This is a genomic window from Nonomuraea sp. NPDC049152, from assembly GCF_040648355.1.
Taxonomy (GTDB): Bacteria; Actinomycetota; Actinomycetes; order Streptosporangiales; family Streptosporangiaceae; genus Nonomuraea.
Genome location: NZ_JBEZDO010000003.1, coordinates 438,042 through 459,729 on the forward strand (window position 1 = coordinate 438,042; position 21,688 = coordinate 459,729).

The 21,688-nt window shown below is 70.8% G+C and carries 24 protein-coding genes and 1 pseudogene; 16 read left to right on the plus strand and 9 right to left on the minus strand.

The genetic code is table 11. From position 1 onward, the window contains the following. Window positions 1-14: 14 nt before the first annotated feature. From AB0B45_RS08570 to AB0B45_RS08585, 4 genes are read right to left on the minus strand one after another with little or no spacing between them, the layout of a single operon-like run. Window positions 15-1,160, minus strand: coding sequence for a class I adenylate-forming enzyme family protein (locus tag AB0B45_RS08570; protein ID WP_358127396.1), 1,146 nt, complete (start codon window positions 1,158-1,160; stop codon window positions 15-17). A 33-nt stretch (window positions 1,161-1,193) separates the two neighbouring features. Further along, the gene (locus tag AB0B45_RS08575) at window positions 1,194-2,654 is read right to left on the minus strand and encodes an AMP-binding protein (protein ID WP_358127399.1); all 1,461 of its coding nucleotides are present in this window, start codon (window positions 2,652-2,654) and stop codon (window positions 1,194-1,196) included. A gap of 9 nt (window positions 2,655-2,663) precedes the next feature. After that, window positions 2,664-3,656 (minus strand): hypothetical protein, encoded by a 993-nt coding sequence (locus tag AB0B45_RS08580; RefSeq protein WP_358127402.1) that lies wholly within the window; start codon window positions 3,654-3,656, stop codon window positions 2,664-2,666. Then, window positions 3,653-4,699: an LLM class flavin-dependent oxidoreductase gene (locus AB0B45_RS08585; protein ID WP_358127405.1), complete on the minus strand. Its 1,047-nt coding sequence runs from the start codon at window positions 4,697-4,699 to the stop codon at window positions 3,653-3,655. The genes AB0B45_RS08580 and AB0B45_RS08585 overlap by 4 nt, the downstream gene beginning before the upstream one ends. A gap of 160 nt (window positions 4,700-4,859) precedes the next feature. On the opposite strand from AB0B45_RS08585, the gene AB0B45_RS08590 reads away from it, so the two are divergent. Next, window positions 4,860-5,309 carry a hypothetical protein gene (locus AB0B45_RS08590; RefSeq protein ID WP_358127408.1) on the plus strand — a complete coding sequence of 150 codons (450 nt, stop codon included), beginning with the start codon at window positions 4,860-4,862 and terminating at the stop codon, window positions 5,307-5,309. Here the strand turns inward: AB0B45_RS08590 and AB0B45_RS08595 are convergent. Next, complete coding sequence (locus tag AB0B45_RS08595; protein ID WP_358127411.1) at window positions 5,306-6,226, minus strand: acyl-CoA dehydrogenase family protein; 921 nt, start codon at window positions 6,224-6,226, stop codon at window positions 5,306-5,308. The two genes, AB0B45_RS08590 and AB0B45_RS08595, sit on opposite strands and share 4 nt — an antisense overlap. Before the next feature lie 101 nt (window positions 6,227-6,327). On the opposite strand from AB0B45_RS08595, the gene AB0B45_RS08600 reads away from it, so the two are divergent. From AB0B45_RS08600 to AB0B45_RS08615, 4 genes are all read left to right on the plus strand, one after another. Next, window positions 6,328-6,960 (plus strand): hypothetical protein, encoded by a 633-nt coding sequence (locus tag AB0B45_RS08600; RefSeq protein ID WP_358127414.1) that lies wholly within the window; start codon window positions 6,328-6,330, stop codon window positions 6,958-6,960. Between the two features lie 57 nt (window positions 6,961-7,017). After that, window positions 7,018-8,763, plus strand: coding sequence for a proline--tRNA ligase (locus tag AB0B45_RS08605; protein ID WP_358127417.1), 1,746 nt, complete (start codon window positions 7,018-7,020; stop codon window positions 8,761-8,763). 227 nt (window positions 8,764-8,990) lie between these two features. Then, on the plus strand, window positions 8,991-9,245 hold the full coding sequence (locus AB0B45_RS08610; protein WP_358127420.1) for an alpha/beta fold hydrolase: 255 nt from the start codon (window positions 8,991-8,993) through the stop codon (window positions 9,243-9,245). Further along, complete coding sequence (locus AB0B45_RS08615) at window positions 9,230-9,445, plus strand: alpha/beta hydrolase (RefSeq protein ID WP_358127574.1); 216 nt, start codon at window positions 9,230-9,232, stop codon at window positions 9,443-9,445. The genes AB0B45_RS08610 and AB0B45_RS08615 overlap by 16 nt, the downstream gene beginning before the upstream one ends. 14 nt (window positions 9,446-9,459) lie before the next feature. Here AB0B45_RS08615 and AB0B45_RS08620 read toward each other — a convergent pair whose 3' ends face one another. Together AB0B45_RS08620 and AB0B45_RS08625 are read right to left on the minus strand one after the other, a co-directional pair. Further along, on the minus strand, window positions 9,460-9,666 hold the full coding sequence (locus AB0B45_RS08620; RefSeq protein WP_358127423.1) for a DUF4236 domain-containing protein: 207 nt from the start codon (window positions 9,664-9,666) through the stop codon (window positions 9,460-9,462). Between the two features lie 66 nt (window positions 9,667-9,732). Beyond that, window positions 9,733-9,939: a DUF4236 domain-containing protein gene (locus tag AB0B45_RS08625; RefSeq protein ID WP_358127426.1), complete on the minus strand. Its 207-nt coding sequence runs from the start codon at window positions 9,937-9,939 to the stop codon at window positions 9,733-9,735. Between the two features lie 252 nt (window positions 9,940-10,191). Between AB0B45_RS08625 and AB0B45_RS08630 the strand changes: the two are divergent. The 3 genes and pseudogenes from AB0B45_RS08630 to AB0B45_RS08640 all read left to right on the plus strand — a co-directional run. Beyond that, window positions 10,192-10,347: pseudogene (locus AB0B45_RS08630) on the plus strand (radical SAM protein); the annotation flags it as partial. A 57-nt stretch (window positions 10,348-10,404) separates the two neighbouring features. Then, complete coding sequence (locus AB0B45_RS08635; RefSeq protein ID WP_358127429.1) at window positions 10,405-10,926, plus strand: SigE family RNA polymerase sigma factor; 522 nt, start codon at window positions 10,405-10,407, stop codon at window positions 10,924-10,926. After that, window positions 10,923-12,122: a hypothetical protein gene (locus tag AB0B45_RS08640; RefSeq protein ID WP_358127432.1), complete on the plus strand. Its 1,200-nt coding sequence runs from the start codon at window positions 10,923-10,925 to the stop codon at window positions 12,120-12,122. The genes AB0B45_RS08635 and AB0B45_RS08640 overlap by 4 nt, the downstream gene beginning before the upstream one ends. Before the next feature lie 47 nt (window positions 12,123-12,169). Here AB0B45_RS08640 and AB0B45_RS08645 read toward each other — a convergent pair whose 3' ends face one another. Beyond that, window positions 12,170-12,658 carry a ferritin-like domain-containing protein gene (locus AB0B45_RS08645; protein WP_358127435.1) on the minus strand — a complete coding sequence of 163 codons (489 nt, stop codon included), beginning with the start codon at window positions 12,656-12,658 and terminating at the stop codon, window positions 12,170-12,172. Beyond that, window positions 12,655-13,134: a hypothetical protein gene (locus AB0B45_RS08650; protein WP_358127437.1), complete on the minus strand. Its 480-nt coding sequence runs from the start codon at window positions 13,132-13,134 to the stop codon at window positions 12,655-12,657. The genes AB0B45_RS08645 and AB0B45_RS08650 overlap by 4 nt, the downstream gene beginning before the upstream one ends. A 241-nt stretch (window positions 13,135-13,375) precedes the next feature. Here AB0B45_RS08650 and rimP point away from each other — a divergent pair, with 241 nt between their 5' ends. From rimP to truB, 8 genes are all read left to right on the plus strand, one after another. Next, complete coding sequence (gene rimP / locus AB0B45_RS08655; protein WP_358127440.1) at window positions 13,376-13,879, plus strand: ribosome maturation factor RimP; 504 nt, start codon at window positions 13,376-13,378, stop codon at window positions 13,877-13,879. 12 nt (window positions 13,880-13,891) lie between these two features. Next, window positions 13,892-14,896 (plus strand): transcription termination factor NusA, encoded by a 1,005-nt coding sequence (gene nusA / locus AB0B45_RS08660; RefSeq protein WP_358127444.1) that lies wholly within the window; start codon window positions 13,892-13,894, stop codon window positions 14,894-14,896. Further along, on the plus strand, window positions 14,880-15,176 hold the full coding sequence (locus AB0B45_RS08665) for a YlxR family protein (RefSeq protein WP_358127448.1): 297 nt from the start codon (window positions 14,880-14,882) through the stop codon (window positions 15,174-15,176). The genes nusA and AB0B45_RS08665 overlap by 17 nt, the downstream gene beginning before the upstream one ends. Window positions 15,177-15,301: 125 nt before the next feature. Next, window positions 15,302-18,418 carry a translation initiation factor IF-2 gene (gene infB / locus AB0B45_RS08670; RefSeq protein ID WP_358127452.1) on the plus strand — a complete coding sequence of 1,039 codons (3,117 nt, stop codon included), beginning with the start codon at window positions 15,302-15,304 and terminating at the stop codon, window positions 18,416-18,418. Between the two features lie 485 nt (window positions 18,419-18,903). Beyond that, a complete protein-coding gene (locus tag AB0B45_RS08675; protein ID WP_358127455.1) occupies window positions 18,904-19,200 on the plus strand; it encodes a DUF503 domain-containing protein in 297 nt (98 codons plus the stop codon). 22 nt (window positions 19,201-19,222) lie between these two features. Continuing rightward, a complete protein-coding gene (gene rbfA / locus AB0B45_RS08680; RefSeq protein WP_358127458.1) occupies window positions 19,223-19,693 on the plus strand; it encodes a 30S ribosome-binding factor RbfA in 471 nt (156 codons plus the stop codon). Further along, complete coding sequence (locus AB0B45_RS08685; protein WP_358127460.1) at window positions 19,690-20,820, plus strand: bifunctional oligoribonuclease/PAP phosphatase NrnA; 1,131 nt, start codon at window positions 19,690-19,692, stop codon at window positions 20,818-20,820. Before rbfA ends, AB0B45_RS08685 begins: the two co-directional genes overlap by 4 nt. Beyond that, window positions 20,821-21,681, plus strand: a complete 861-nt coding sequence (gene truB / locus AB0B45_RS08690; RefSeq protein ID WP_358127463.1) for a tRNA pseudouridine(55) synthase TruB — start codon at window positions 20,821-20,823, stop codon at window positions 21,679-21,681. Window positions 21,682-21,688 lie beyond the last annotated feature (7 nt).

Genomic DNA, 21,688 nt, shown 5'->3' on the forward strand with positions numbered 1-21,688 from the left:
CCTCGGTGGCGACGCTATGTCCGTGATTGTGTACCCGCCAGGTGCAGGCGGCCAAGCTCGTCGAGGAATCCCGTGTCGCCTGTCCTGACGAACCCGTCCTTGGCGAACACCCTCGGCTCGCCGTCTCCGACATACCCGCTCATGACCGCCTGGGACCGCAGCAGCACCTCACCCTTCGCGCCCACGGGCAGCGGGCGGCCCGCGGGGTCGCGGACGGACAGGTCCACGCCGGGGCGCGGCCTGCCGACGGTCAGCTCCGCGTCCTGCGGCGGGTCCCCAGGGCGGGTGCCGAGGCCGAGTCCCGCCTCCGTGCACAGGTAGCGGTTGCACACGGGCACCCCGAACCGCTCCCGCAGCCGTCTGATCAACTCGGGCGCCGCGGGCCCTCCGCTGGACAGGACCAGATCGAGCGCGGGCGGCGCGCCCCGCACCTCCAGGATGGCGGTCAGCTGGGCGGGCGTGCCGTGGAGCACCCGCAGCTCCTTCTCGCACACCAGGCGCAGCGCCGCCTCGGGGTCCCAGCGCGGCAGCACGTGGGTGGTCCTGCCGGTCTGCAGGAACACCGGCAACCGCGTCGCGAACGCCATGTGGCCCATCGGGTGCCAGAGCACGCGCGAATCGCCCTTGCCCCATCTGACACCGGCGCCGTGCGCCCTGATCGCCTCCAGCTGCCGCTCGCCGAAGACCACCGCCTTGGGCGGGCCCGTCCTGCCGGAGGTGTGAGTGATCACGACGGGCCGGCCCGGGTCGGGCGGCAGCGGTGGCGGCGGGGCCTCGTTCCTGGCCAGCGTGCCGAATCCGCCGCCGGGCAGCGTCGCGACGTCGAGTCCCGGCAGGGAGGGGAGCAGGCCCTGCACGGTGATCACGATCATCGGGTCGAGCCCGGCGAGCAGGCGCGCCCTCAGGGGGTGGCGCGGGTCGACACCCGCGGCGACCGCGCCGATCTTGGCGGCGGCCAGGTAGCAGACGACGAACTCGGGGCCGTCCGGCAGCACGAGGGCGACCACGTCGCCGATGCGCGTACCGCGATGGGCCAGGCCCGCGGCCACCTGGTCGGAGAGGCGGTCAAGATCGGAGAAGGACAGGCGGGAGGTACCGGAGTCGACCGCGACGCGCCCCCCGAACCTGCGTGCGGCCTCCCCGGCCAGCAGGCGCAGCATGGCGGCTCCTGACGAAAAGGCGCACCTGATTACTTACCCGCGTCGCGCCGCCTCACGCAGGGCGATCTTGTCCAGCTTGCCGTTGGCGTTCACCGGCAGCTCGTCGAGGACGAAGACCCGGCGGGGCACCTTGTAGTCGGCCATGTTGGCCTTCGCCCACGCGCGTAACCCCTCCTCGCTCACGTCGGCGCCCGCCCTCGGAACCACGTAGGCCCAGCCGGCCTCGCCCGACCTGTCGTCCGGCACGCCGATCACCGCCGCCTGCGCCAGCGACCCCTCCCTGAGCAGGAGCGACTCGACCTCCGCCGGCGAGACATTGAAGCCGTTCACGATGTAGAGCTCCTTCCTCCTGTCCACGATCGTCAGGTTGCCCACCGGGTCGAGCACGCCGATGTCTCCCGTGTGCAGCCATCCGTCGGCGTCGATCACCTCGGCCGTCATGTCGGGTTCGTCCCAGTAGCCGCGCATCACGCCGTAGCCCCGCTGCAGGATCTCGCCGCGCTCGCCCTGCGGCACCTCCTTGCCCATCGCGTCGACGATCTTCACCTCGATGCCGGGCACGGGCCGGCCGGCCGAGCCCGCGATCACGTCGACCGGGTCGTCGTGCCTGGTCATCGAGACGACGGTGCCCTCCATGAGGCCGTAGGCGTTGATCATGCGCTCGAGGCCGACGCGCTCGATCAGCCGCGTGACGAGCGAGGCGGGCACGGTCGCCGCGCCGCAGATGGCCACCCTCAGCGACGACACGTCGCGCGGCCGCCTGTCCAGCTCGTCAAGGAGCCGGGCGAACAGCGTGGGCGGCCCCGCCAGGATGGTGATCCTGCCCGACTCGACGAGCGTCATCAGGGCGTCGGGGCTGAACGTCGCGACCGGCATCATCGTCGCCCTGCGCAGCACGCACGCCAGCAGCCCCGCGTTGAGCCCGAAGCCGTGGGCGAAGGGCGCGATCACCGGGTACCTGTCGCCCTCGCGCAACGTGACGATCTCCGACCAGTCCCAGTAGCCGCGCAGGATCTGCGCGTGGTCCAGCATGACGCCCTTGGGCGTCCCCGTCGTGCCCGACGTGGACATGATCTCGCACAGATCATCCCCCCGTACGGCCAGCGCCCTTGCCTCCGCCTCCTCCACGCTCGCCGGCGCGTGCCCTACCCCCTCGAAGGGGCGGACGGAGGGCAGACGCTCCTCGCTGATCAGCAGCGACGTCCCCGTCTTGCGGGCCAGCTCGGCGGCCTCCAGCCGCTTGGCGCGGGCGGAGATCGGCACGAGCACCGCGCCCGCGTCCCACACACCGAAGGCGTTGACCACCCACGTCAGGTCGTTCGGCCCCCAGATCGCCACCCTGTCTCCATGGCGCACGCCATGGGCGATGAGCGCGCGCGCCACCACCTGGGCGCGCTCGCGCAGGGCCGCCATGCCGAACTCGAGGGTGACGGGGGCCTCGGGGTGGCGCCCCGCCTGGTCGCGCAGCATCCGGGGGATCGTTTCCCACTGCATGGCGTGCTCCTAAACGAGAGCGCGGTCCCTGCCGAGGTGGTGACCTCGGTGGTCGGTGACGACCCCGGGCGAGGAGCTCTCCGCCACCTCGGGGGAGACCTCCACGGCGATCGAGATCGAGGTCAGCGCCGCGAGGGCCTGCTGGATGCGTGAGCGCCACATCGGGTTCTTGACCAGGCTCTCCCTGCCGAACGACACGGTGAGCGTGGCGGCGTCGAGCGTGCCCTGCCTGCTGACGGCCAGCTCCCAGCCCGACACCCCGTCGATCTTCGACAGCGCCTTCTCGATCCTCGGCAGCGAGACCCACACCCCGCGGACCAGCACGTGATCGCCGACGGTGTGCGCGGGCCTGCCGTCGGCCGTCACGTAACCGGTGCGCACGGTGGCGTCGCCGTGCGTGACGACCAGCTCGGCGAGCCCGCCGTCGGCCATGGAGTCCTTGGCCAGGGCGCCGAACCCCAGCGCGCCGTCCGCCAGCGGGGTCAGCGGCTCGTCCTCCGCCGCGCGCCAGGCGAGCGCGCCGCCGGACAAGGGGCTGGAGCAGACTTCGGTCACCCTGGCGTCGAACTCGGCGGCGAGATGGCCGAGCGTCCGCTTGGTGGCGATCTCGCCCGTCAGGACGATGGTCCTGAGCCCGAGGTCGAGCGGGTCCAGCAGGAACTCCAGGTGCAGCCTGGCCAGGAAGTCCATCGCGCCCGTGGGAGTGGCCACCAGCGTCGTGGCCCCGAGCGCCTGGAGCGCGCGGTGCAGCCGCATCCTGCCGCGCGGCCCGACCGAGGCGGCGGCCTCGGCCACCCCTGCGGCCGCCGCGGCCCACAGGCCTCCAGCGGGCTCAGCCAGCGCCACCGCCACCCTGTCGCGCTCGCCCACGCCCGCGGTCCTCAGTGCCTGCGCCGTCAGCTCGGGACGCAGCGGGAAGGCGAAGGACGCGTCAGGCGCGAGGTGGAGCAGCCCTGTGGCGCTCGCCGCCGCCAGATCGTCGCGCGTCAGCCACCGGGTCACGGCATCACCTCGGTCATGAAGTCGTTCATGGAGTCGCAGACCAGGTCGTGGCGGAGGCCGCCCACCTGGCACTGCAGGATCAGGTCGGTCGCGCCCGCCTCAGCGATGCGGGCCACGGCCTTGCGCGAGCCCTCCACGTCGTCGACCACGACCATCAGGTGCTCGCGCAGCGTCGCCATGGCCTCCTCCGGGGGCATCCCCGCCGCGAGCTGGCCGAGCACGCGGTGCGTGGCGTGGCGGGCGTCGTAGTAGTCGGGCGGGGTGACCAGGTTGACCTGGCGGCGGATGTACCACAGGACCGCGTCGGCGGCCTCGTCGCGCGCGTCGCCGACGTACCAGGGGATCATCAGCGCGATCCGCCGGGTGGCGGGGTCGAAGCCGTTGTCGGCCAGGCACTCCTTGTAGCGGGCGATGTCGGCGGCCACGTCGTCGATGCCCTTGAGCATGGTCATCCCGAGCAGGTTGTAGCCGTGCCTGGCCGCGGCCAGGTATCCCTCCAGCGAGGTGGAGGCCACCCACACGGGCGGGTGCGGCACCTGGGCGGGACGCGGGTAGACCGCCACGTCGGGGATCTCGAAGAACTCGTTCGACCTGCTGATCGGCTCGCCGTCGGCCCGCCAGATGTCCAGCGTCGCCTCCAGGCTGTCCTCCCAGATCTGCCGCGACTTCTCGAACGGCCGCTGGAACGCCTGGTACTCCAGCGGCGAGGCGCCGCGTCCGGTGCCGAACTCCACCCTGCCGCCGCTCAGCACGTCGAGGGTGGCCACGCGCTCGGCCGTCCTGATGGGCGACTGGAACGGCAGCAGCACCACGCCGAGCCCGAGGTGGATGCGGGTGGTGAGCTGGGAGATCGCGGCGAGGACCAGGTCGGGCGCGGAGGAGTGGGAGAAGCCGCGGGTGAAGTGGTGCTCGACGAACCACGCGGTGTCGAACCCCAGGCGGTCGCCGAGGACGACCTGGTCGATCACGTTCTGGAACGCCTGCCTTTCGACCTCGCGGGTCCGCCCGCGGACCTCAAGCTCGTATCCCAGGCTGATCCGCATGCACGCCTCCCGATAGAGAACCAAGCGCTCGCTTGGTTGAGCGTAGCAGTCGATCGGGACTTGCGGGAAGGGCGCGGGGAGATCAGAGTGAGTGTCCGTGAGCGCGGAGAAGCGGCGAAAGCAGGGGCTGAGGCGGTCGAAAGATGACACGCTCCCAGACATGAGATTGCGTCGCGCCGGAGAGGCTCGTGAGGAGCCCGCGCTGGCCAGCGCCCGCAGGTTCGAGGCGTTCGGCAGGGTGATGGCCGCGCTGGCGAGCGAGGCCGAGTTCATCGAGTCGTGCCGCGACCTCACCTGGTGGCGCGGCGCCGACCACAGCTGGCACATCTCGTGGCGTGACGGGCCCTACGCCTCCGAGGTGGTCACGCTCCTGGCCGCGCAGGTGCGCGATCCCGGCTTCGACGGGAGCCTGGTCACGGTGGTGGGCCCAGGCACGTCCACCTCCGCCGTGCTCGACGTGATGGGCGTGCGGTTCGAGCTGCAGGCAGTCGACCCGCTCGGCAGGTCCAGAGCCGACGCGCGGCCGGGCTTCTGGCGGCTGGCCGAGGCGCTCGACACCACCCGCAGCACCAACGCCAGGCGGCCGTGGGAGGAACTGCTCGGCGGCTAGCGGAGCTCCAGCCGCGCCCTGTGCGAGCGGGGCGGGCCCAACAGCTGCGCGTCCGAGGTGGCGCGCTTGAAGTAGCGGTGGGCGTCGTGCTCCCACGTGATGCCGATGCCGCCGTGGATCTGGATGCTCTCGCCGGCCGCCTTCAGGTAGGCCTCCGAGCAGTAGGAGCCGGCGATCGCCGCGTTCTCCCTCGTCGGCTCCTGCGCCGCCGCCCACACCGCCGAGCGCGCCGACTCCACCACGAGCAGCAGGTCGGCCAGCCTGTGCTTGATCGCCTGGAAGGAGCCGATGGGGCGGCCGAACTGGTGGCGCAGCTTGGCGTAGGCGGTGGCCTCCTCCAGGCACCTGGCCGCGCCGCCCGCCTGCTCGGCGGCCAGTGCGATGACCGCCAGGTCGCGGACCCGCTCCCATGCCGCGCCGTCGCCCGCCTGCCGTACCTGGACGTGGTCGAAGGACAGCGCGGTCAGCGGGCGGCTGGCGTCCATGGTCTCGTACGGCGCCCGCGCCGAGGGCTCGGCCTCGACCAGCCGTCCTCCGGCGTAGACGAGCACGGTCTCGGCGTCCAGCACGTAGGGGGCCGCGCCGGTCAGCCGGTCGCCGTTCAGGACGCACGAGTGGTCGGACGGCAGCACGACGGTGGCCGTGCGCGTCCCTTCGGCGATCGCCCGGAGCAGGCCTGGGTCGTCGGTCGCGGTCGCGGCCATCACGGCGGTCTGGAGAAACGGGTGGGGCGACAGTGATCTGCCGATTTCCTCCGCCACGACGGCCAGTTCCCGCATGCCGAATCCCGCACCGCCGTACGCCTCGGGAACGGTGAGTCCCGCGATTCCGAGTTCGCCCGCGAAACGCCCCCATGGCGCATTCGGATGGGCGGCGAGAAACGATCTGACGACGGTCCGCAGCTCGGAAAGGCTCACACCGGTGATATTAACCAAGCGATTGCTTGATATGCCAGCGTGACCGCCGGTTGACCGAAATTTACTTTTCCTGTATGTCCGCATAGTCTGATTAGCGAGCTATGGAGAAGATTGCTATTGAATACGCTGATTTCGCCGAATACGACCGGCGACAGCGGGGCATCCAGCGCCACGTGCTGGCGGCCTTCATCGGAGGACTGGCGGTCGGCGCCGTCGGCGTGTTCGCGTCCGGCTTCGACTTGGGCATCTACGATCCCTACGCCTACCTCGCGCTGTCCATCGTCGTCGGCGCGACGGCGACAGGGTTCGGCTGGGCGCTGCTGACCACCTTCCTGGCCTCGGCCTCCTCGCTGGTGGCCGCCATGGGAGGCAGCGCGCTAGGGGGCGACCTGCGCTTCGACGCCATCGGCGGCACCGCCAACGGCGTCAACCTGCTGGTCGTCCAGTTCGTGGTGCTCGGCCTGCTCGCCTACCTCACCCGCAGACGCGACACGTGGGGCGACCTGGCCGCGGGCCTCATCTCGGGACTCCTGATCGGCGACGTCGTCGACCGCGCCACTCCTGGCGGGATCGACTGGGAGATCAGCTTCTGGCCCGTCCCCGCCGTCGTCGTCGGCGCCGTCGCGGTGGCCGGCGTCATCGCGCTGCGGCGCACGATGGCAGGCAGGGCACGCGCCGCCGCGGTCGCCTGCGTGGTCTCGGGAATGATCGCGGTCGCGCTCCTCGCCCTGTGACGGACGAAAGTCGGTAGCCTGTAGGTCTTCACCTCCGGGCCCTAACTAGGAGTAGCCGTGTTGCTGCGCATGTCGTCGTTGTTGCTTCGCACCCTGCGGGACGACCCGGCAGACGCGGAAGTCCCGAGCCACAAGCTCCTCGTCCGCGCCGGATACGTCCGCCGCGTGGCCCCCGGCATCTACTCCTGGCTCCCGCTCGGCAAGATCGTCCTGGAGAACGTCGCCCGCGTCGTCCGCGAGGAGATGAACCGCATGGGCGGCCAGGAGGTGCTCTTCCCCGCGCTGCTGCCCCGCGAGTTCTACGAGACCACGGGCCGCTGGACCGAGTACGGCGACAACATCTTCCGCCTCAAGGACCGCAAGGGCGGCGACTACCTGCTCGGCCCCACCCACGAGGAGCTGTTCACCGACATGGTGAAGGGCGAGTTCTCCTCCTACAAGGACTACCCCGTCACGCTCTACCAGATCCAGACGAAGTACCGCGACGAGGCCAGGCCCAGGGCGGGCATCCTGCGCGGCCGCGAGTTCCTCATGAAGGACTCCTACTCCTTCGACCTCGACGACGACGGCCTCAAGCGCTCCTACGAGCAGCACCGCGAGACCTACATCCGCACCTTCGACCGCCTCGGCCTCGACTACAAGATCTGCTTCGCCACCTCGGGCGCCATGGGCGGCTCTGCGTCGGAGGAGTTCCTGGCGCCCACGCCCACCGGCGAGGACGCCTTCGTCAACTGCCACCACTGCGGCTACGCGGCCAACGCCGAGGCCGTGGTCACCCCCGCGCCCGCCGCCACGCCGCTCGAAGGGCTGCCCGCGCTCCAGGTGCTCGACACCCCCGACACCCCGACCATCGAGTCGCTCGTGTCCCTGGTCAACGCCGAGCACGGCCTCGACATCACCGCCGCCGACACCCTCAAGAACGTCGTCGTCAAGGTCACCACGCCCGGCTCCGACAAGGTCGAGACGCTGATCATCGGCGTGCCCGGCGACCGCGAAGTCGACTTCAAGCGCCTGGAGGCCTCCCTCGCCCCCGGCGAGCCCGCCATCTTCGAGGCCGGCGACTTCGCCAAGCACCCCGGCCTGGTGCGCGGCTACATCGGCCCGCAGGTGCTCAAGGACCTCGGCATCCGCTACCTCGTCGACCCGCGCGTGGTCACCGGCACGGCATGGGTGACCGGCGCCAACGAGCCCGGCAAGCACGCCGCCAACGTCGTCGCAGGACGCGACTTCTTCCCCGACGGCACCATCGAGGCCGCCGAGGTCCGCGCGGGCGACGCGTGCCCCCGCTGCGGCAACGGCCTGTCCATCGACCGCGGCATCGAGATCGGGCACATCTTCCAGCTCGGCCGCAAGTACGCCGACGCCGCGGGCCTCGACGCCCTCGGCCCCGACGGCAAGCCGATCAGGATCACCATGGGTTCCTACGGCATCGGCGTCTCGCGCGCCGTGGCCGTGATCGCCGAGCAGAAGTTCGACTCGCTCGGCCTTGTCTGGCCGCGCGAGGTCGCCCCCGCCGACGTCCACATCGTCGGCACGGGCAAGGAGAACCAGGTCGAGGTGGCCGTCCAGCTCGCCGAGGAGCTCGAGTCGCGCGGCCTGCGCGTCCTCGTCGACGACCGTCCCTCGGTGTCGCCCGGCGTGAAGTTCAAGGACGCCGAGCTGCTGGGCCTGCCCACCATCCTGGTGATCGGCCGCGGCCTCAGCCAGGGGGTCGTCGAGCTGCGCGACCGCGCGACCGGGACCAAGGAGGAGATCCCGCTCGCCGAGGCGGCCGAGCGCGTACTCGCCGCCTGCCACAACTGACCCACCCGGCATTACGGCACCCCCGAGCCCGGTGGTACGACACATCCGGGCCCGGCGGTACGGCGCGCGCGGGGGGTCCCCGGCGGTACGGCACGCACGGGTCAAGGCCACCGGGGTCACCGGTGGCCGCCCGTCCAGCACGCCGCTCCAGCGCGACTTCGGCAGGCCGCCGTTACATCGCCCCGTCACGGGAAGCTGTGTCCGTGTGAAGCATCGACGTTGACGGGGTGCGGACCTTCTACCGGGAGGCCGGCCCGCAGGACGCCCCTGTCGTGCTCCTCCCGCACGGCTACCCGTCGTCCTCGTTCCAGTTCAGAAACCTCATGCCCGCGCTGGCCGACCGCTGGCGCCTGGTCGCGCCCGACTATCCAGACTTCGGCTACAGCGCGACGCCCGCGGACTTCGCCTACACCTCATCCAGAACGGTGACATCTACGAGGACGAGCTCGGGCCCAAGTACAAGCCGCTGCGGGCCTACCTGAGGGAGCATCGCCCGCCCACGCTGATCGTCTGGGGTCCGCAGGACGGCTACATGCCCGAAGGCGCCGCCCGTGCCTACCTGCGCGACCTGCCCGACGCCGAGCTGCATCTGCTGGAGGGCGGGCACTGGGCGCTGGAGACCGACCTGGACCAGATCGTCGCCCTCGTCCGCGCCTTCCTCTCCCGCCTGGCGCCCCTGTAGCCCCTGGCGGCCGGTTAGTAGCGGTAGTGGCGGTGTCCGCGCCCGCCCAGCGACTTGCTGAGGTGGAAGCCGCCGGGGAGCCTGAGCGTGAGGTGGCGGCGGCCGTCGGGGGTGGTGCTGACGTGGAACCTGCGGTTGCCGAAGCTGTGGCCGACCCCGTGGCGAGAAAGGTGGATCCTGAACGGTCCCAGCTTGATCGACTTGCGGTAGTGCCAGCCCATCGATCCTCCTTGGGGAAAAGTCCGTGGTGCCCTGAAAACGAAGGGCACCACGGAAGAGTTCCCTGATCAGCGGTGAGAGCTGCTCCCCATGGTCTTGCGCCAGTGGAAGCCGCCGGGGAGGTTCACCGACAGCGTCCGGCGCCCGTCGGCGGTCTTCGTCACGCGGAAGGCCCGGTTGCCCCAGCTGTGGCCGACGCCGCCGCGTGAGAGGTTGAGTCGGAACGGGCCTATTTTGATGGACTTCCTGAAGCTCCAGCCCATGAATGCCTCCATCGGGGGGAATGTGACCCACCCCCGCTACCCGTGACGATCGTTTCCAACCTGTCCCGAGGCGGCGGCTCATCTGGTGCACGGTGGCCAACCAGATCATGGCTTCGTGCTGTTCGGGCTCGCGTTCGTAGATCCGGACGAGCCGACGGATAACGGGCCAGCCGGGCGAACGTTCTTTCCACCACCCACCTGCGGGGCAGGACGGCGAAGCCGCGTTATCAGGAACCCGCTCCTGTTCGCGGGCACATCCTGCCAGGCAACCTGTACGACGGCTCGCACCGCGCGGCCCTGCGCCCCCGTCCGTGCCCCGCCACGGGCTGCGGCTGCCACATCGGGTACGTCCACCTGGAACCACTCGGCCTCTACGACGTCTTCACCGGCGGCATCCTCGAATGCATCCCGAATTTCTAGTCCGGACCGAACCTTTCGACCCGTCACCGGCGTCGGTAACGGTTGAGAGGAGTCGCCTTGGACCGCAATGACAGCTTCCGCGAGTTCGTCGCCGCGCATCAGCAGGCGCTGATGCGCACCGCGTACCTGCTCGCGGGGGACGCCCCTCAGGCCGAGGACCTGCTGCAGAGCGTCCTGCTGAAGGTGCTCGGACGCTGGTCCAGGCTGTCGCGCATCGAGCACCCCGAGGCGTACGCGCGCAAGGCGCTGGTGAACCAGTACATCTCGTGGCGGCGGCGCCGGGTCACGACCGAGTTTCTGACCGCCGAACCGCCCGACCGGCCGTACTCGAGCGAGGACTCCACCGTCGCGCGGCTCGTCATGCGCCAGGCCCTCATGCGGCTACCGCCCCGGCAGCGGGCGGTGATCGTGCTGCGTTACTACGAGGACCGGACCGAACGCGAGACCGCCGAACTGCTGAACTGCTCGCTCGGGACGGTCAAGAGCCAGACCCACTACGCGCTGGCCCGCTTACGCGCTCTGGCGCCCGAACTGGCACCGAAGCTCGCCGACATGGAAGCCGAGGAGGCAAACCGATGACCTGGCTGCGGGACGTGCTCGTCGACCTGGCCAACGACTCTCCGCAGGTGGACCTGGCCGAACGCACGATCGCGACGCATGACCGCAGGCGGCGTACCGCGGTCTCGCTCCTCGCGGCGGCCATGGTCGTGGTCACCGCGCTCGGCGTGACGGCCGCCATCCGCCTGCTGCCCTCTGAGCCGCAGGAGGCCGCCTCGACCGGTGACCTGCCAGCGCGCGGGGTGGGGCCGCTGAGCCACGCTTACAAGACCTTCTGCGAGCCGGACAGCGGCAAGGCGCCGTCTGGCTGCCGCGACGGGGGCTGGCGGGTGGTCACCCGGAGTGGCAAGACCTACCACGTGCCGGAGGCGCTGCCCAGCCTTGCCCCCGGCCGGACAGGCCTGCGCGACAGCCCGCTGGCGATCAGCCGGGACGGCCGCAAGATCGCCTACTACAGTGCCAAGGAAGGCACCTTCCAGGTCCGCGACCTGGCCTCGGGCCAAAAGACGACGGCTCCGAGCAAGGTGCCGAAGGACTGGCTGGGCAGCGTCTCGCGTCTGATGCTGTCGGACGACGGCCGGTTCGTGGCCTTCAGCAAGGTCCCCGAGTTCAAGGACCCCGCGCTGCTCATCGACATGCGCGACAGGGTCGTCCGCCAGTTGCCGAACCGCTGGGTCCCCATCGGCCTGTCACAGGATGGCGCCACCATCACGCTCGCGCAATACTCGCCCAGGTCACGGTTGCGAACGATCTCGAACCTGCGGCCGAGCTCCTCAGGGGGCAACACCACATCATCGGTCATCCTGCCGGGGCACTACTTCTTCAGCCCGCTCGCCCCCGACGGGAAGAGCGTCGCGGTGATCGAGAACCGCAGCACCGCCGAGAAACCCTGCCGCCAGGGCAACCTCGCCCTCATGGACTCGTTCACCGGCGAGAAACGGAAGACGACCGTCATCAGCGGTTTGTCCCCGGACGTCAGCCAAATCTCGCTGCGCACCTGGCTCAGCGCCGACGAGGTTACCGCTCTCACCATGTCCGTGCGGTGCAGGCCGGCGTCCGAGGTGCCGGACGACGAGCCCGCGGTGATCGACCCGCCGTACCGGACCATGACCGTCTACGCGGTGAACGTCAGGACAGGCAAGGCCAGGAAGCTCACGACGTACAGAGCGCAGGGCTTCTTCGAGATCGTCCTGCCTGGCCCTCCCGGGGCGATGTGACCTCGTCATGGAAGGCGAGGATCGTCTGTTCGGGAGAGGCGGGGCGGTCAGCCGGTGGGGGTGGGAGAGGGTGGCTGGGGCGCACGCGGGGGCATGCCGGGGAAGGCGGTGACCGTGGGGCGGAAGCCGTACGACCTGACGGCCGACTCCTGCATGGCGAGCGCCGCCATGCGGCGGGTCGTGGCCTGGGCGGCGGCGGTCAGCTCCAGGTAGGCCGCGGTGACGCCCGCCTCCACGAGGACGGCCAGCCGTACGGCCTCCGTCGCGTTGCCCGGCACCACGGGAAGCGTGTAGGCGGCCTCGGGCTCGGCCGGCTTGCCGCCCCCTGAGGAGATGAGCGCGCGCAGCTGGTCGCGTCTGGCCCTGTGGGCGTCGAAGGCGGCCGTCACCTTGGCCCGCAGCGATCCCGTCGTGCGCGCGCCCATGAGGCCGTAGGCGTAGATGGCCGCGTGCTCGGCGGCCAGCGCCTTGTTCATGGCCGCCACGTCGTTCGCAGCCCCCGTGGTCAGTCCCGTGGCGAGTCCTGTGGTGCTCACAGCGACCTCGGCAGGGCGAGGGCGTGCAGGGCCTCGCAGGCCCCGATGCTGGCGATCAGCTGGGCCAGGGAGGGGGAGGCCGTGCCGAGCTGGCGGGCGCGCATGGCGGCCGCCTTCCGCTCGGTGTCGCGCAGCCTGGTCAGCGACACCTTCGGCGGCTTCTTCGATGGGGAGGGCGGCGAGGAGGGTGTGGCGGAGGCCGAGGGCGTGGTCTCGGCGGGCAGGCGCTCACGCAGCGCGGCCAGGTGCTCCTCGTGCCGCGCCATGAACGGCGTCAGCTTCGCGCCGCCCGCGCCCACCAGGACGGCGTAGAGGCCGATCGTGCGCTCCTTGTCGGCGATCAGCTCGCGCAGCAGGAGGTGCTCGGGGTCGGGCGCCTTCGAGGCGGCGGGCTCGGGCGGCCCCGCCGTACAGCCGGAGAGCGCCGCCATCGCCGCGCCGCCCGCGAGCACGGCACGCCGGGACAGGGGACGCAAGGAGAACCTCCGGTCGGGTGAGGAAGGCACACAGCATGGTAAGGGCTGGGACGTGCCGTTGGCGCGTTCCGCCTGATCGTGCCGTGGTGCGATATGGTCTCGCTCTCTTGAGTCCGCGCCGCTCGACCCTGTCGAGTGGCGCCCTTTCCGTGCCTTGGTACGGATAGGGTATGGAGCAGTCGTCGACTGAGCGGCCGCCATCACGGGCGGTCATGGATCGCAACACAATAGGGAGGTCGATATGGGCAGCGCATCATCCCGCGACCACCTGATGAAGCTCCTGGAGCCCGTCGTCGCCACAGCAGGCCTCGACCTGGAGGATGTCTCGGTCACCAAGGCGGGCAAGCGAAGCCTGCTGCGCGTGGTCGTCGACAAGGACGGCGGGGTGACGCTCGACGACATCGCCGAGGTCAGTCAGGCCGTGTCCGACGCGCTCGACAACGACGACACGATGGGCCAGTCGCCCTACACGCTCGAGGTCTCCTCTCCGGGCGTCGACCGCCCGCTCACCGAACCGCGCCACTGGCGGCGCGCGGCCAAGCGCCTGGTCAAGGCGGAGCTGCGAGACGGCGGCCTGGTCGAGGGCCGCATCCGCGGCGCCGACGACGACGGTGTGGAGATCGACGTCGAGGGCACACTGCGCAGGATCGACTATCAGGACCTGACCCGAGGACGGGTGCAGGTGGAATTCCGCCGGTTCGAGGACGAAGAAGACGACCTCGACGATGACGGCGACGAGGGCTAAGGGGGAAGCCTCGTGGACATCGACATGAGCGTCCTGCGCAGCCTTGAACGGGAGAAGGACATCTCCTTCGACCTGGTCGTGAAGGCGATCGAGGACGCGCTGCTGATCGCCTACTTCCGCACGGAGGGCGCCGCGGCCAAGGCCAGGGCGGAGCTCGACCGCGCCACCGGGCACGTCACCATCTACGCCGCCGAACTCGACGACGAGGGTGACATCGTCAGGGAGTTCGACGACACCCCCAACAACTTCAGCCGCATCGCGGCCACGACCGCCAAGCAGGTCATCCTGCAGCAGCTGCGCGACGCCGAAGACGAGATCAACTTCGGTGAGTTCGCCAGCCGCGAGGGTGAGCTGGTCTCCGGCGTCATCCAGCAGGGGCAGGACCCCCGCGTGGTGCTCGTCGACCTCGGCAAGATCGAGGCCGTGCTTCCGCACAACGAGCAGGTGCCCGGCGAGGACTACGTCCACGGCGAGCGCATCCGCGCCTACGTGGTGCAGGTGAAGAAGGGCCACAAGGGCCCGTCGGTGACGCTGTCGCGCACCCACCCCGGGCTGGTGAAGAAGCTCTTCGCGCTGGAGGTGCCCGAGATCGCCGACGGCACCGTCGAGATCGCGGCGGTCGCCCGCGAGGCGGGGCACCGTACGAAGATCGCGGTTCGCTCGCGCAAGCCGGGCGTCAACGCCAAGGGCGCGTGCATCGGGCCGATGGGCTCGCGCGTGCGCAACGTGATGACCGAGCTCCACGGCGAGAAGATCGACATCATCGACTGGTCGGAGGACCCGGGAGAGTTCGTGGGGAATGCCCTGTCTCCCTCGCGTGTTTCCCATGTTGAGGTTCTCGATCTGGAGGGCCGAGTGGCGCGCGTCACGGTGCCCGACTACCAGCTTTCCCTGGCCATCGGCAAGGAGGGGCAGAACGCCCGGCTGGCGGCCAGGCTCACGGGGTGGCGGATCGACATCCGTCCTGACACCCAGGCGGATGATCCCGCCGGTTCCGTAGATGCGTCCAAGCGGTAAGCTGGAATATGGTGGCCAGGCGGCCCCGCTGAGAACATGCGTGGGCTGCAGGGTTCGCACGGCTAAGTCCGAGCTGCTCCATCTGGTGCTGGTCGAGGGCCACGTGGTCCCTGACCTGCACGGACGGCTTCCCGGCCGGGGTGCCTCGCTGCATCCCGACCTGAGCTGTCTGGAGCTTGCCGAGCGTCGCCGAGCGTTTCCGCGTGCGTTTCGCGTGCCGGGGCCGCTTGACGTCTCGCGACTGCGAGCGCACCTAGAGGGAGAACCACATGTCATGTAGGACGCCGAGTTGATGGGCGGAGTCAGATTGCTATGAGCGCCTGATGAGCACGCGGCGATGAAGACGTCAAGGTAACGACGGTCCGGACGGCACTGCCAGCCTCCCGGGCCGAGTAAGGGAGTGCAGTGGCGAAGGTCCGGGTATACGAGCTCGCTAAGGAGTTCGGCGTTGAGAGCAAGGTCGTCATGGCCAAGCTCCAGGAGATGGGAGAGTTCGTCCGTTCGGCGTCCTCGACCATCGAAGCGCCGGTAGTCCGCAGGCTCACCGAAGCTTTGGGCGTATCCAAGCCCACGAAGGGCGGCGGTTCGTCGTCCAAGCCGCAGCCGCCGAAGGCTGCGCCCCGACCGGCTGACAGCCAGGTCGGTAACGGCGCCGCGGAGGCGCCTGTCTCCTCGAGCCCGCGTCCGGGCCCGATTCCGAAGCCGGGGCCCCGCCCCGGTCCCGCCGGTGGCACTCCGCGCCCGCCGGTTCCGATGCCTCACCAGGCGCAGCCGGAGGCCGCGCCCGTCGAGGCTCCTCGCGAGGCGCCTCAGGCCCCGCAGGCTCCCAGATTCGAGGGTCCGCGCCCCACGCCCGGTCCCCGTCCGAGTCCCGCGGCCCGTCCCGCCCCGCGTCCCGGCCCCGCCCAGCAGGGCGGCCGCCCCTCCGGTCCCGGTGGCCAGCAGTCCGGCGCACCGCGTCCCGGTGGCCAGGGTGGTCCGGGCCAGCGTGAGGGTGGGCGTCCAGGACCGAAGCCGGGTCCCCGTCCGGGCCCCCGTCCGGGCAACAACCCGTTCTCGTCCAACGCGACCGGCATGGGCCAGCGTCCGCCGCGTCCCGGCGGTCCTCGTGAGGACCGTCCTCGTGAGGACCGTGGTCCGCGTCCCGGTGGTCCCGGTGGCGCTCCGCGTGACGGCGCGATGCCGCGTCCGCCCGCCGGTCGTGGCCAGGGCGGTCCCGGCGCGGGTGGTCCGCGTCCCGGGCCTGGCGCCGGTGGTCCGCGTCCCGGTCCCGGTGCGGGTGGTCCCCGCCCCGGTGGGCCGCGTCCCAACCCGATGATGATGCCGCAGGGTCGCCCTGCCGGCCCCGGCGGCGGTGGCGGCGCAGGCCGTCCCGGCGGTGGCGGCGGCGGTCGTCCCGGTGGTGGCGGAGGCGGCCGTCCCGGTGGTGGCGGCGGCTTCGCCGGTCGTCCCGGCGGTGGCGGTGGCGGTGGCTTCGCCGGTCGTCCCGGCGGCGGCGGTGGCGCTGGTCCGCGCACCGGCACCGGCGGTCCCGGTGGCGGCGGCGGTGGTTTCGCCGGTCGTCCCGGTGGCGGCGGTCGCGGTCGCGGCGGCGGTACGGCAGGTGCGTTCGGCCGCCCAGGCGGTCGTCCCGCGCGTGGTCGCAAGTCGAAGCGCCAGAGGCGCCAGGAGTTCGACAACATGTCGGCGCCGGCGATCGGCGGCGTGCAGGTTCCTCGCGGCAACGGCGCGACGATCAGGCTCCCGCGTGGTGCGTCGCTGTCCGACTTCGCCGACCGCATCGGCGCCAACCCGGCGTCGCTGGTGCAGATCATGCTGCACCTCGGCGAGATGGTGACCGCCACGCAGTCGGTCAACGAGGAGACCCTGCAGCTGCTGGGCGCCGAGCTCGACTACAACATCCAGGTCGTCAGCCCGGAGGAGGAGGACCGCGAGCTTCTCGAGGCCTTCGACATCGAGTTCGGCGAGGACGAGGGTGACGAGGGCGACCTCGCCGCGCGTCCGCCGGTCGTGACCGTCATGGGTCACGTCGACCACGGTAAGACGAAGCTGCTCGACGCCATCCGCAAGACCAACGTGGTGGCGCGCGAGGCCGGTGGCATCACCCAGCACATCGGTGCCTACCAGGTCTCCGCCGAGCACGAGGGCGAAGACCGGAAGATCACCTTCATCGACACCCCCGGTCACGAGGCGTTCACCGCCATGCGTGCCCGTGGTGCCAAGGCCACGGACATCGCCGTCCTGGTGGTCGCGGCCGACGACGGTGTGAAGCCGCAGACCATCGAGGCGCTCAACCACGCCCAGGCGGCCGACGTGCCCGTCGTCGTCGCGGTCAACAAGGTCGACAAGGAGGGCGCGGACCCGAACAAGGTGCGGGCCCAGCTCACCGAGTACGGCCTCGTCGCCGAGGAGTTCGGCGGCTCGACCCTGTTCGTCGACATCTCCGCCAAGAACGGGACCGGCATCGAGAACCTTCTCGAGGCCATCCTGCTCACCGCGGACGCCGAGCTCGACCTGCGGGCCAACCCCTCGATGGACGCCCAGGGCATCACCATCGAGGCGCGCCTGGACAAGGGCCGCGGCCCCGTCGCGACCGTCCTGGTCCAGCGCGGCACGCTGCGCGTCGGCGACTCCATCGTCTGTGGCGAGGCCTTCGGCCGCGTCAGGGCGATGCTCGACGACAACGGCGACCCGGTGGAGGAGGCCACGCCGTCCTTCCCGGTCCTGGTGATGGGTCTGACCGCGGTCCCGAGCGCCGGAGACAACTTCATCGTCGTCTCCGACGACCGGATGGCCAGGCAGATCGCCCAGCAGCGCGCGGCGCGCAAGCGCAGCGCCGACATGGCGAAGTCGAGCCGTCGCCGCACCCTCGAGGAGCTGTTCAGCGACCTCGAGAAGGGCCGCGTCGACGAGCTCAAGCTCATCATCAAGGGTGACGTGTCCGGTTCGGTCGAGGCACTGGAAGACGCCCTGCTCAAGATCGACGTCGGCGACGAGGTCAGGCTCCGTGTCCTGCACCGCGCCGTCGGTGCGATCACCGAGTACGACGTCAACCTGGCCGTCGCCGACGACAACGCGGTGATCATCGGCTTCAACGTCAGGCCCGAGCCCCGGGCCCGCGACCTGGCCGAGCGCGAGGGCGTCGACATCCGCTACTACTCGGTCATCTACCAGGCGATCGAGGAAATCGAAGCGGCGCTCAAGGGCATGCTCAAGCCCGAGTTCGAAGAGGTCCAGATGGGCACCGCCGAAGTCCGCGAGGTCTTCAAGGTGCCGAAGATCGGCAACGTCGCCGGTTCGCTGGTCCGGTCGGGCACGATCGTCCGCAACAGCAAGGCCCGGATCATCCGGGACGGCGTCGTCATCGCCGACAACCTCACGGTGTCGTCGCTGCGTCGCTTCAAGGAGGACGCGACCGAGGTCCGTGAGGGCTTCGAGTGCGGTATCGGTGTCGGGTACAACGACATCAAGCTCGACGACGTCATCGAGACGTTCGAGATGCGGGAGAAGCCGCGCGTGTAACGCGCGGTCAGGCGCCCGGCGGAGTCTTCGCCGGGCGCCTCTCGCACGCCAGGGTCCGTTCGGATCTCCCGCCCGGGTGCCGGGACGCTCATCGGGCCTCCCCGGGGCTGCCGGGTCTCGTGTCCTCCCGGGTTCCTCCGAGTGGGCGCGGCCCGGTGTGGGCCGGGGTCGCCGTGGGTTCGCCGGGCCTGCCGGGTCTCGTGCCGGGCCTTCGGGGCCGGTACGGCTCGGCCGGTTTCGCGCGGGCTGGAGCCGTACGGACTCGTGCGGTGTGCAGTCTCACCCAGGTGATCCGGACTAACGGGTCGTGTGGGAACGTTGTCGATAATGGCGTCGTCCGTGTGCGCACGGATGGCGCCGCACCGCACGCCGGGGGACGGCCCGGGCGCGCGGGGCGTGCGAGGAACCGGGTAGGGCCTTCCACCGCGGCCCGTCCGGACGGCCTCGCACGCGACCGGAAAACGGACTCGCGGTGGTTGCCAACGATGTATGTCGGTGCCCTGACCCTGGACATCCTGCTCGGCGACGTTCACTCGCTGAAAGAGAAACGATCCGTGGTGCGTCCCATCGTCGCCGAGGTGCAACGGCGCTTCCCCAGCGTCGCCGTCGCCGAGACCGGCCATCTCGATCTGCATCGCAGGGCGGAGATCGGCATCGCCGTCGTCTCCGCCACCGCGGGCAACTGCGGCGAGGTGATGGACGCCTGCGAGCGGTTGGTGGCCTACCGCCCCGATATCGAGTTGCTGTCGGCCAGGCAGCGGCTCTACAACGACGAAGATTGACCGAACACTAGGGGGATCGAAGATGGTGGACGCCGCACGAGCGCGCAAGCTCGCCGACCGCATCCAGCAGATCGTCGCCGAGATGCTGGAGCGCCGGATCAAGGACCCGCGGCTGGGCTTCGTGACCGTGACCGACACGCGCATCACCGCTGATCTGCGGGAGGCGACGGTCTTCTACACGGTGTTCGGCTCCGAGGCCGAGCGTGCCGACAGCGCCGCCGCGCTGGAGAGCGCGAAGGGCATCATCCGCTCGGAGGTGGGCAGGCAGACCGGCGTGCGCTTCACGCCGACGCTGACGTTCAAGCACGACCCGTTGCCCGACAGCGCTCGCCAGATGGACGAGCTGTTCGCCGCGGCGAAGGAGCGTGACGAGGAGGTCGCCAAGCGCGCCCAGGGCGCCTCCTACGCGGGCGAGGCCGACCCGTACAAGAAGCCGGAGCTCGACGAGGAAGAGGACGAGCCCTCCGACCGCGCGGGATACTCCGCGACGTGACGCCGGACGCGCGCGACGAGACCCGCCGCCCGTCCGCCGGACCTTTCCCGGGCACGGCGGGCGGCGGTGCGGCGCGCCCCGCGTCCTCCAACCGTGACCCCGAGCGCGACGGCCTGAACGCGCCCGCGGGTGGCGGCCCGCGCGGGGGCGCGTCAGGGGCGATCTCCGAATCGGTATGGGACGAGGCGCTCGGCCTGATCCGCGACGCCGACGAGGTGGCGCTGGCCTGCCACATCTCGCCTGACGGCGACGCGCTCGGCTCGATGCTGGCCGCGGCCAAGGCGCTGACGGCGATGGGCAAGCGGGTCGTCGCCTCCTTCGGCGACCGCAGGTTCGCGGTGCCCAGGCTGCTGCGCTTCCTTCCCGCCCAGGACCTGCTCACGGTCCCCTCGGCCTTCCCCGCCGAACCCGAGGTGATGATCACCTTCGACTCCTCGACACTCGACAGGCTCGGGCTGTTGGCGGTCAACGCCGCCAAGGCGCGCGAGGTGATCGTCATCGACCACCACCCGTCCAACGACGGCTTCGGCACCGTCAGCCTCATCGACCCCGGTGTTGCGGCGACCGCCGTCCTGGCCGAGGAGCTGATCCGGCGTCTCGGGCAGCCGCTCGACCGCGACATGGCGACGCTGCTGTACGTCGGGCTGGTGACCGACACGGGGTCGTTCAGGCACTCCTCGACCACGCCCGCCGCGCACGAGATGGCGGCCAGGCTGGTGGCGGCGGGGCTGCGCACCGACGAGATCGCCCGCGAGCTGTGGGACCGGTCGCCGTTCGGGTATCTGAAGGTGCTCGGCGCGGCGCTCGACCGCGTGGTGCTGGAGGACGACCTGGTGTGGACGTACATCAAACACACCGACAGGGCCGCGTACGGCCTGCCGTACGACGAGGTGGAGGGGATCATCGACGTGATCCGCCGCACCGACGAGGCCGACGTCGCGGTGGTGCTGAAACAGGACGACGACGGCGTGTGGCAGGTGTCCACGCGCTCCAAGGGCGGCGCGGACGTCGGCGCGATCTGCACGGCGCTCGGCGGCGGCGGCCACGCCTACGCGGCGGGGTTCACCTCGCACGACGGTGTGGAAGCGACGATGGACCGGTTTCGAGAACTGCTGAGGAAAAGGTAAATGGCCGAGAGCGGTCTGATCATCGTGGACAAGCCCGCCGACTGGACCTCCCACGACGTGGTCGGCAAGATGCGGCGCATCGCGGGCACCAGGCGCGTCGGGCACGCCGGCACGCTCGACCCCATGGCGACAGGGGTGCTGGTGATCGGCGTGGAGAAGGCGACCAGGCTGCTGGGGCACCTGGCGCTGACCGAGAAGGTGTACGAGGCGACGATCAGGCTCGGCGTCACGACCAACACCGACGACGCCGAGGGCGAGGTCACGGCCACCACGCCGACGGACGGCGTGACGGCCGAGGCCGTGCGCAAGGGGATCGAGGCGCTGACCGGGCGGATCATGCAGATCCCACCGCAGGTTTCGGCGATCAAGGTGAACGGCGAGCGCGCCTACAAGCGGGCGCGGGCCGGTGAGGAGGTCGAGCTGGCGGCCCGGCCGGTCACCGTCCACGACTTCGACGTCACGTCCATCGACGGGCCCGAGGTCAAGGCCACGATCAGGTGCTCGAGCGGGACCTACATCAGGGCGCTCGCCAGGGACCTGGGGGCGGCGCTCGGGGTCGGCGGTCACCTGACGTACCTGCGCAGGACCAGGGTGGGGCCGTACGACCTGTCGCTCGCCAAGACGATCGAGGAGCTGACGGGGGAGTGCGTCGTGCTGCCGATCGGGGAGGCCGTCACCGCGGCCTTCCCCCGGCGGGACGTGACCGAGGACGAGGCGCGGGTGATCTCCCACGGGGGGCGGCTGCCTTCGGCGGGCCTCGGGAAGGGGCCGATCGGGGTGTTCGGGCCCGAGGGCGAGTTGCTTGCGCTGGTGGAGGAGCAGGGCCGCCTCGCCAAACCCCTGGCGGTCTTCGTCGGCTGACCTTTCG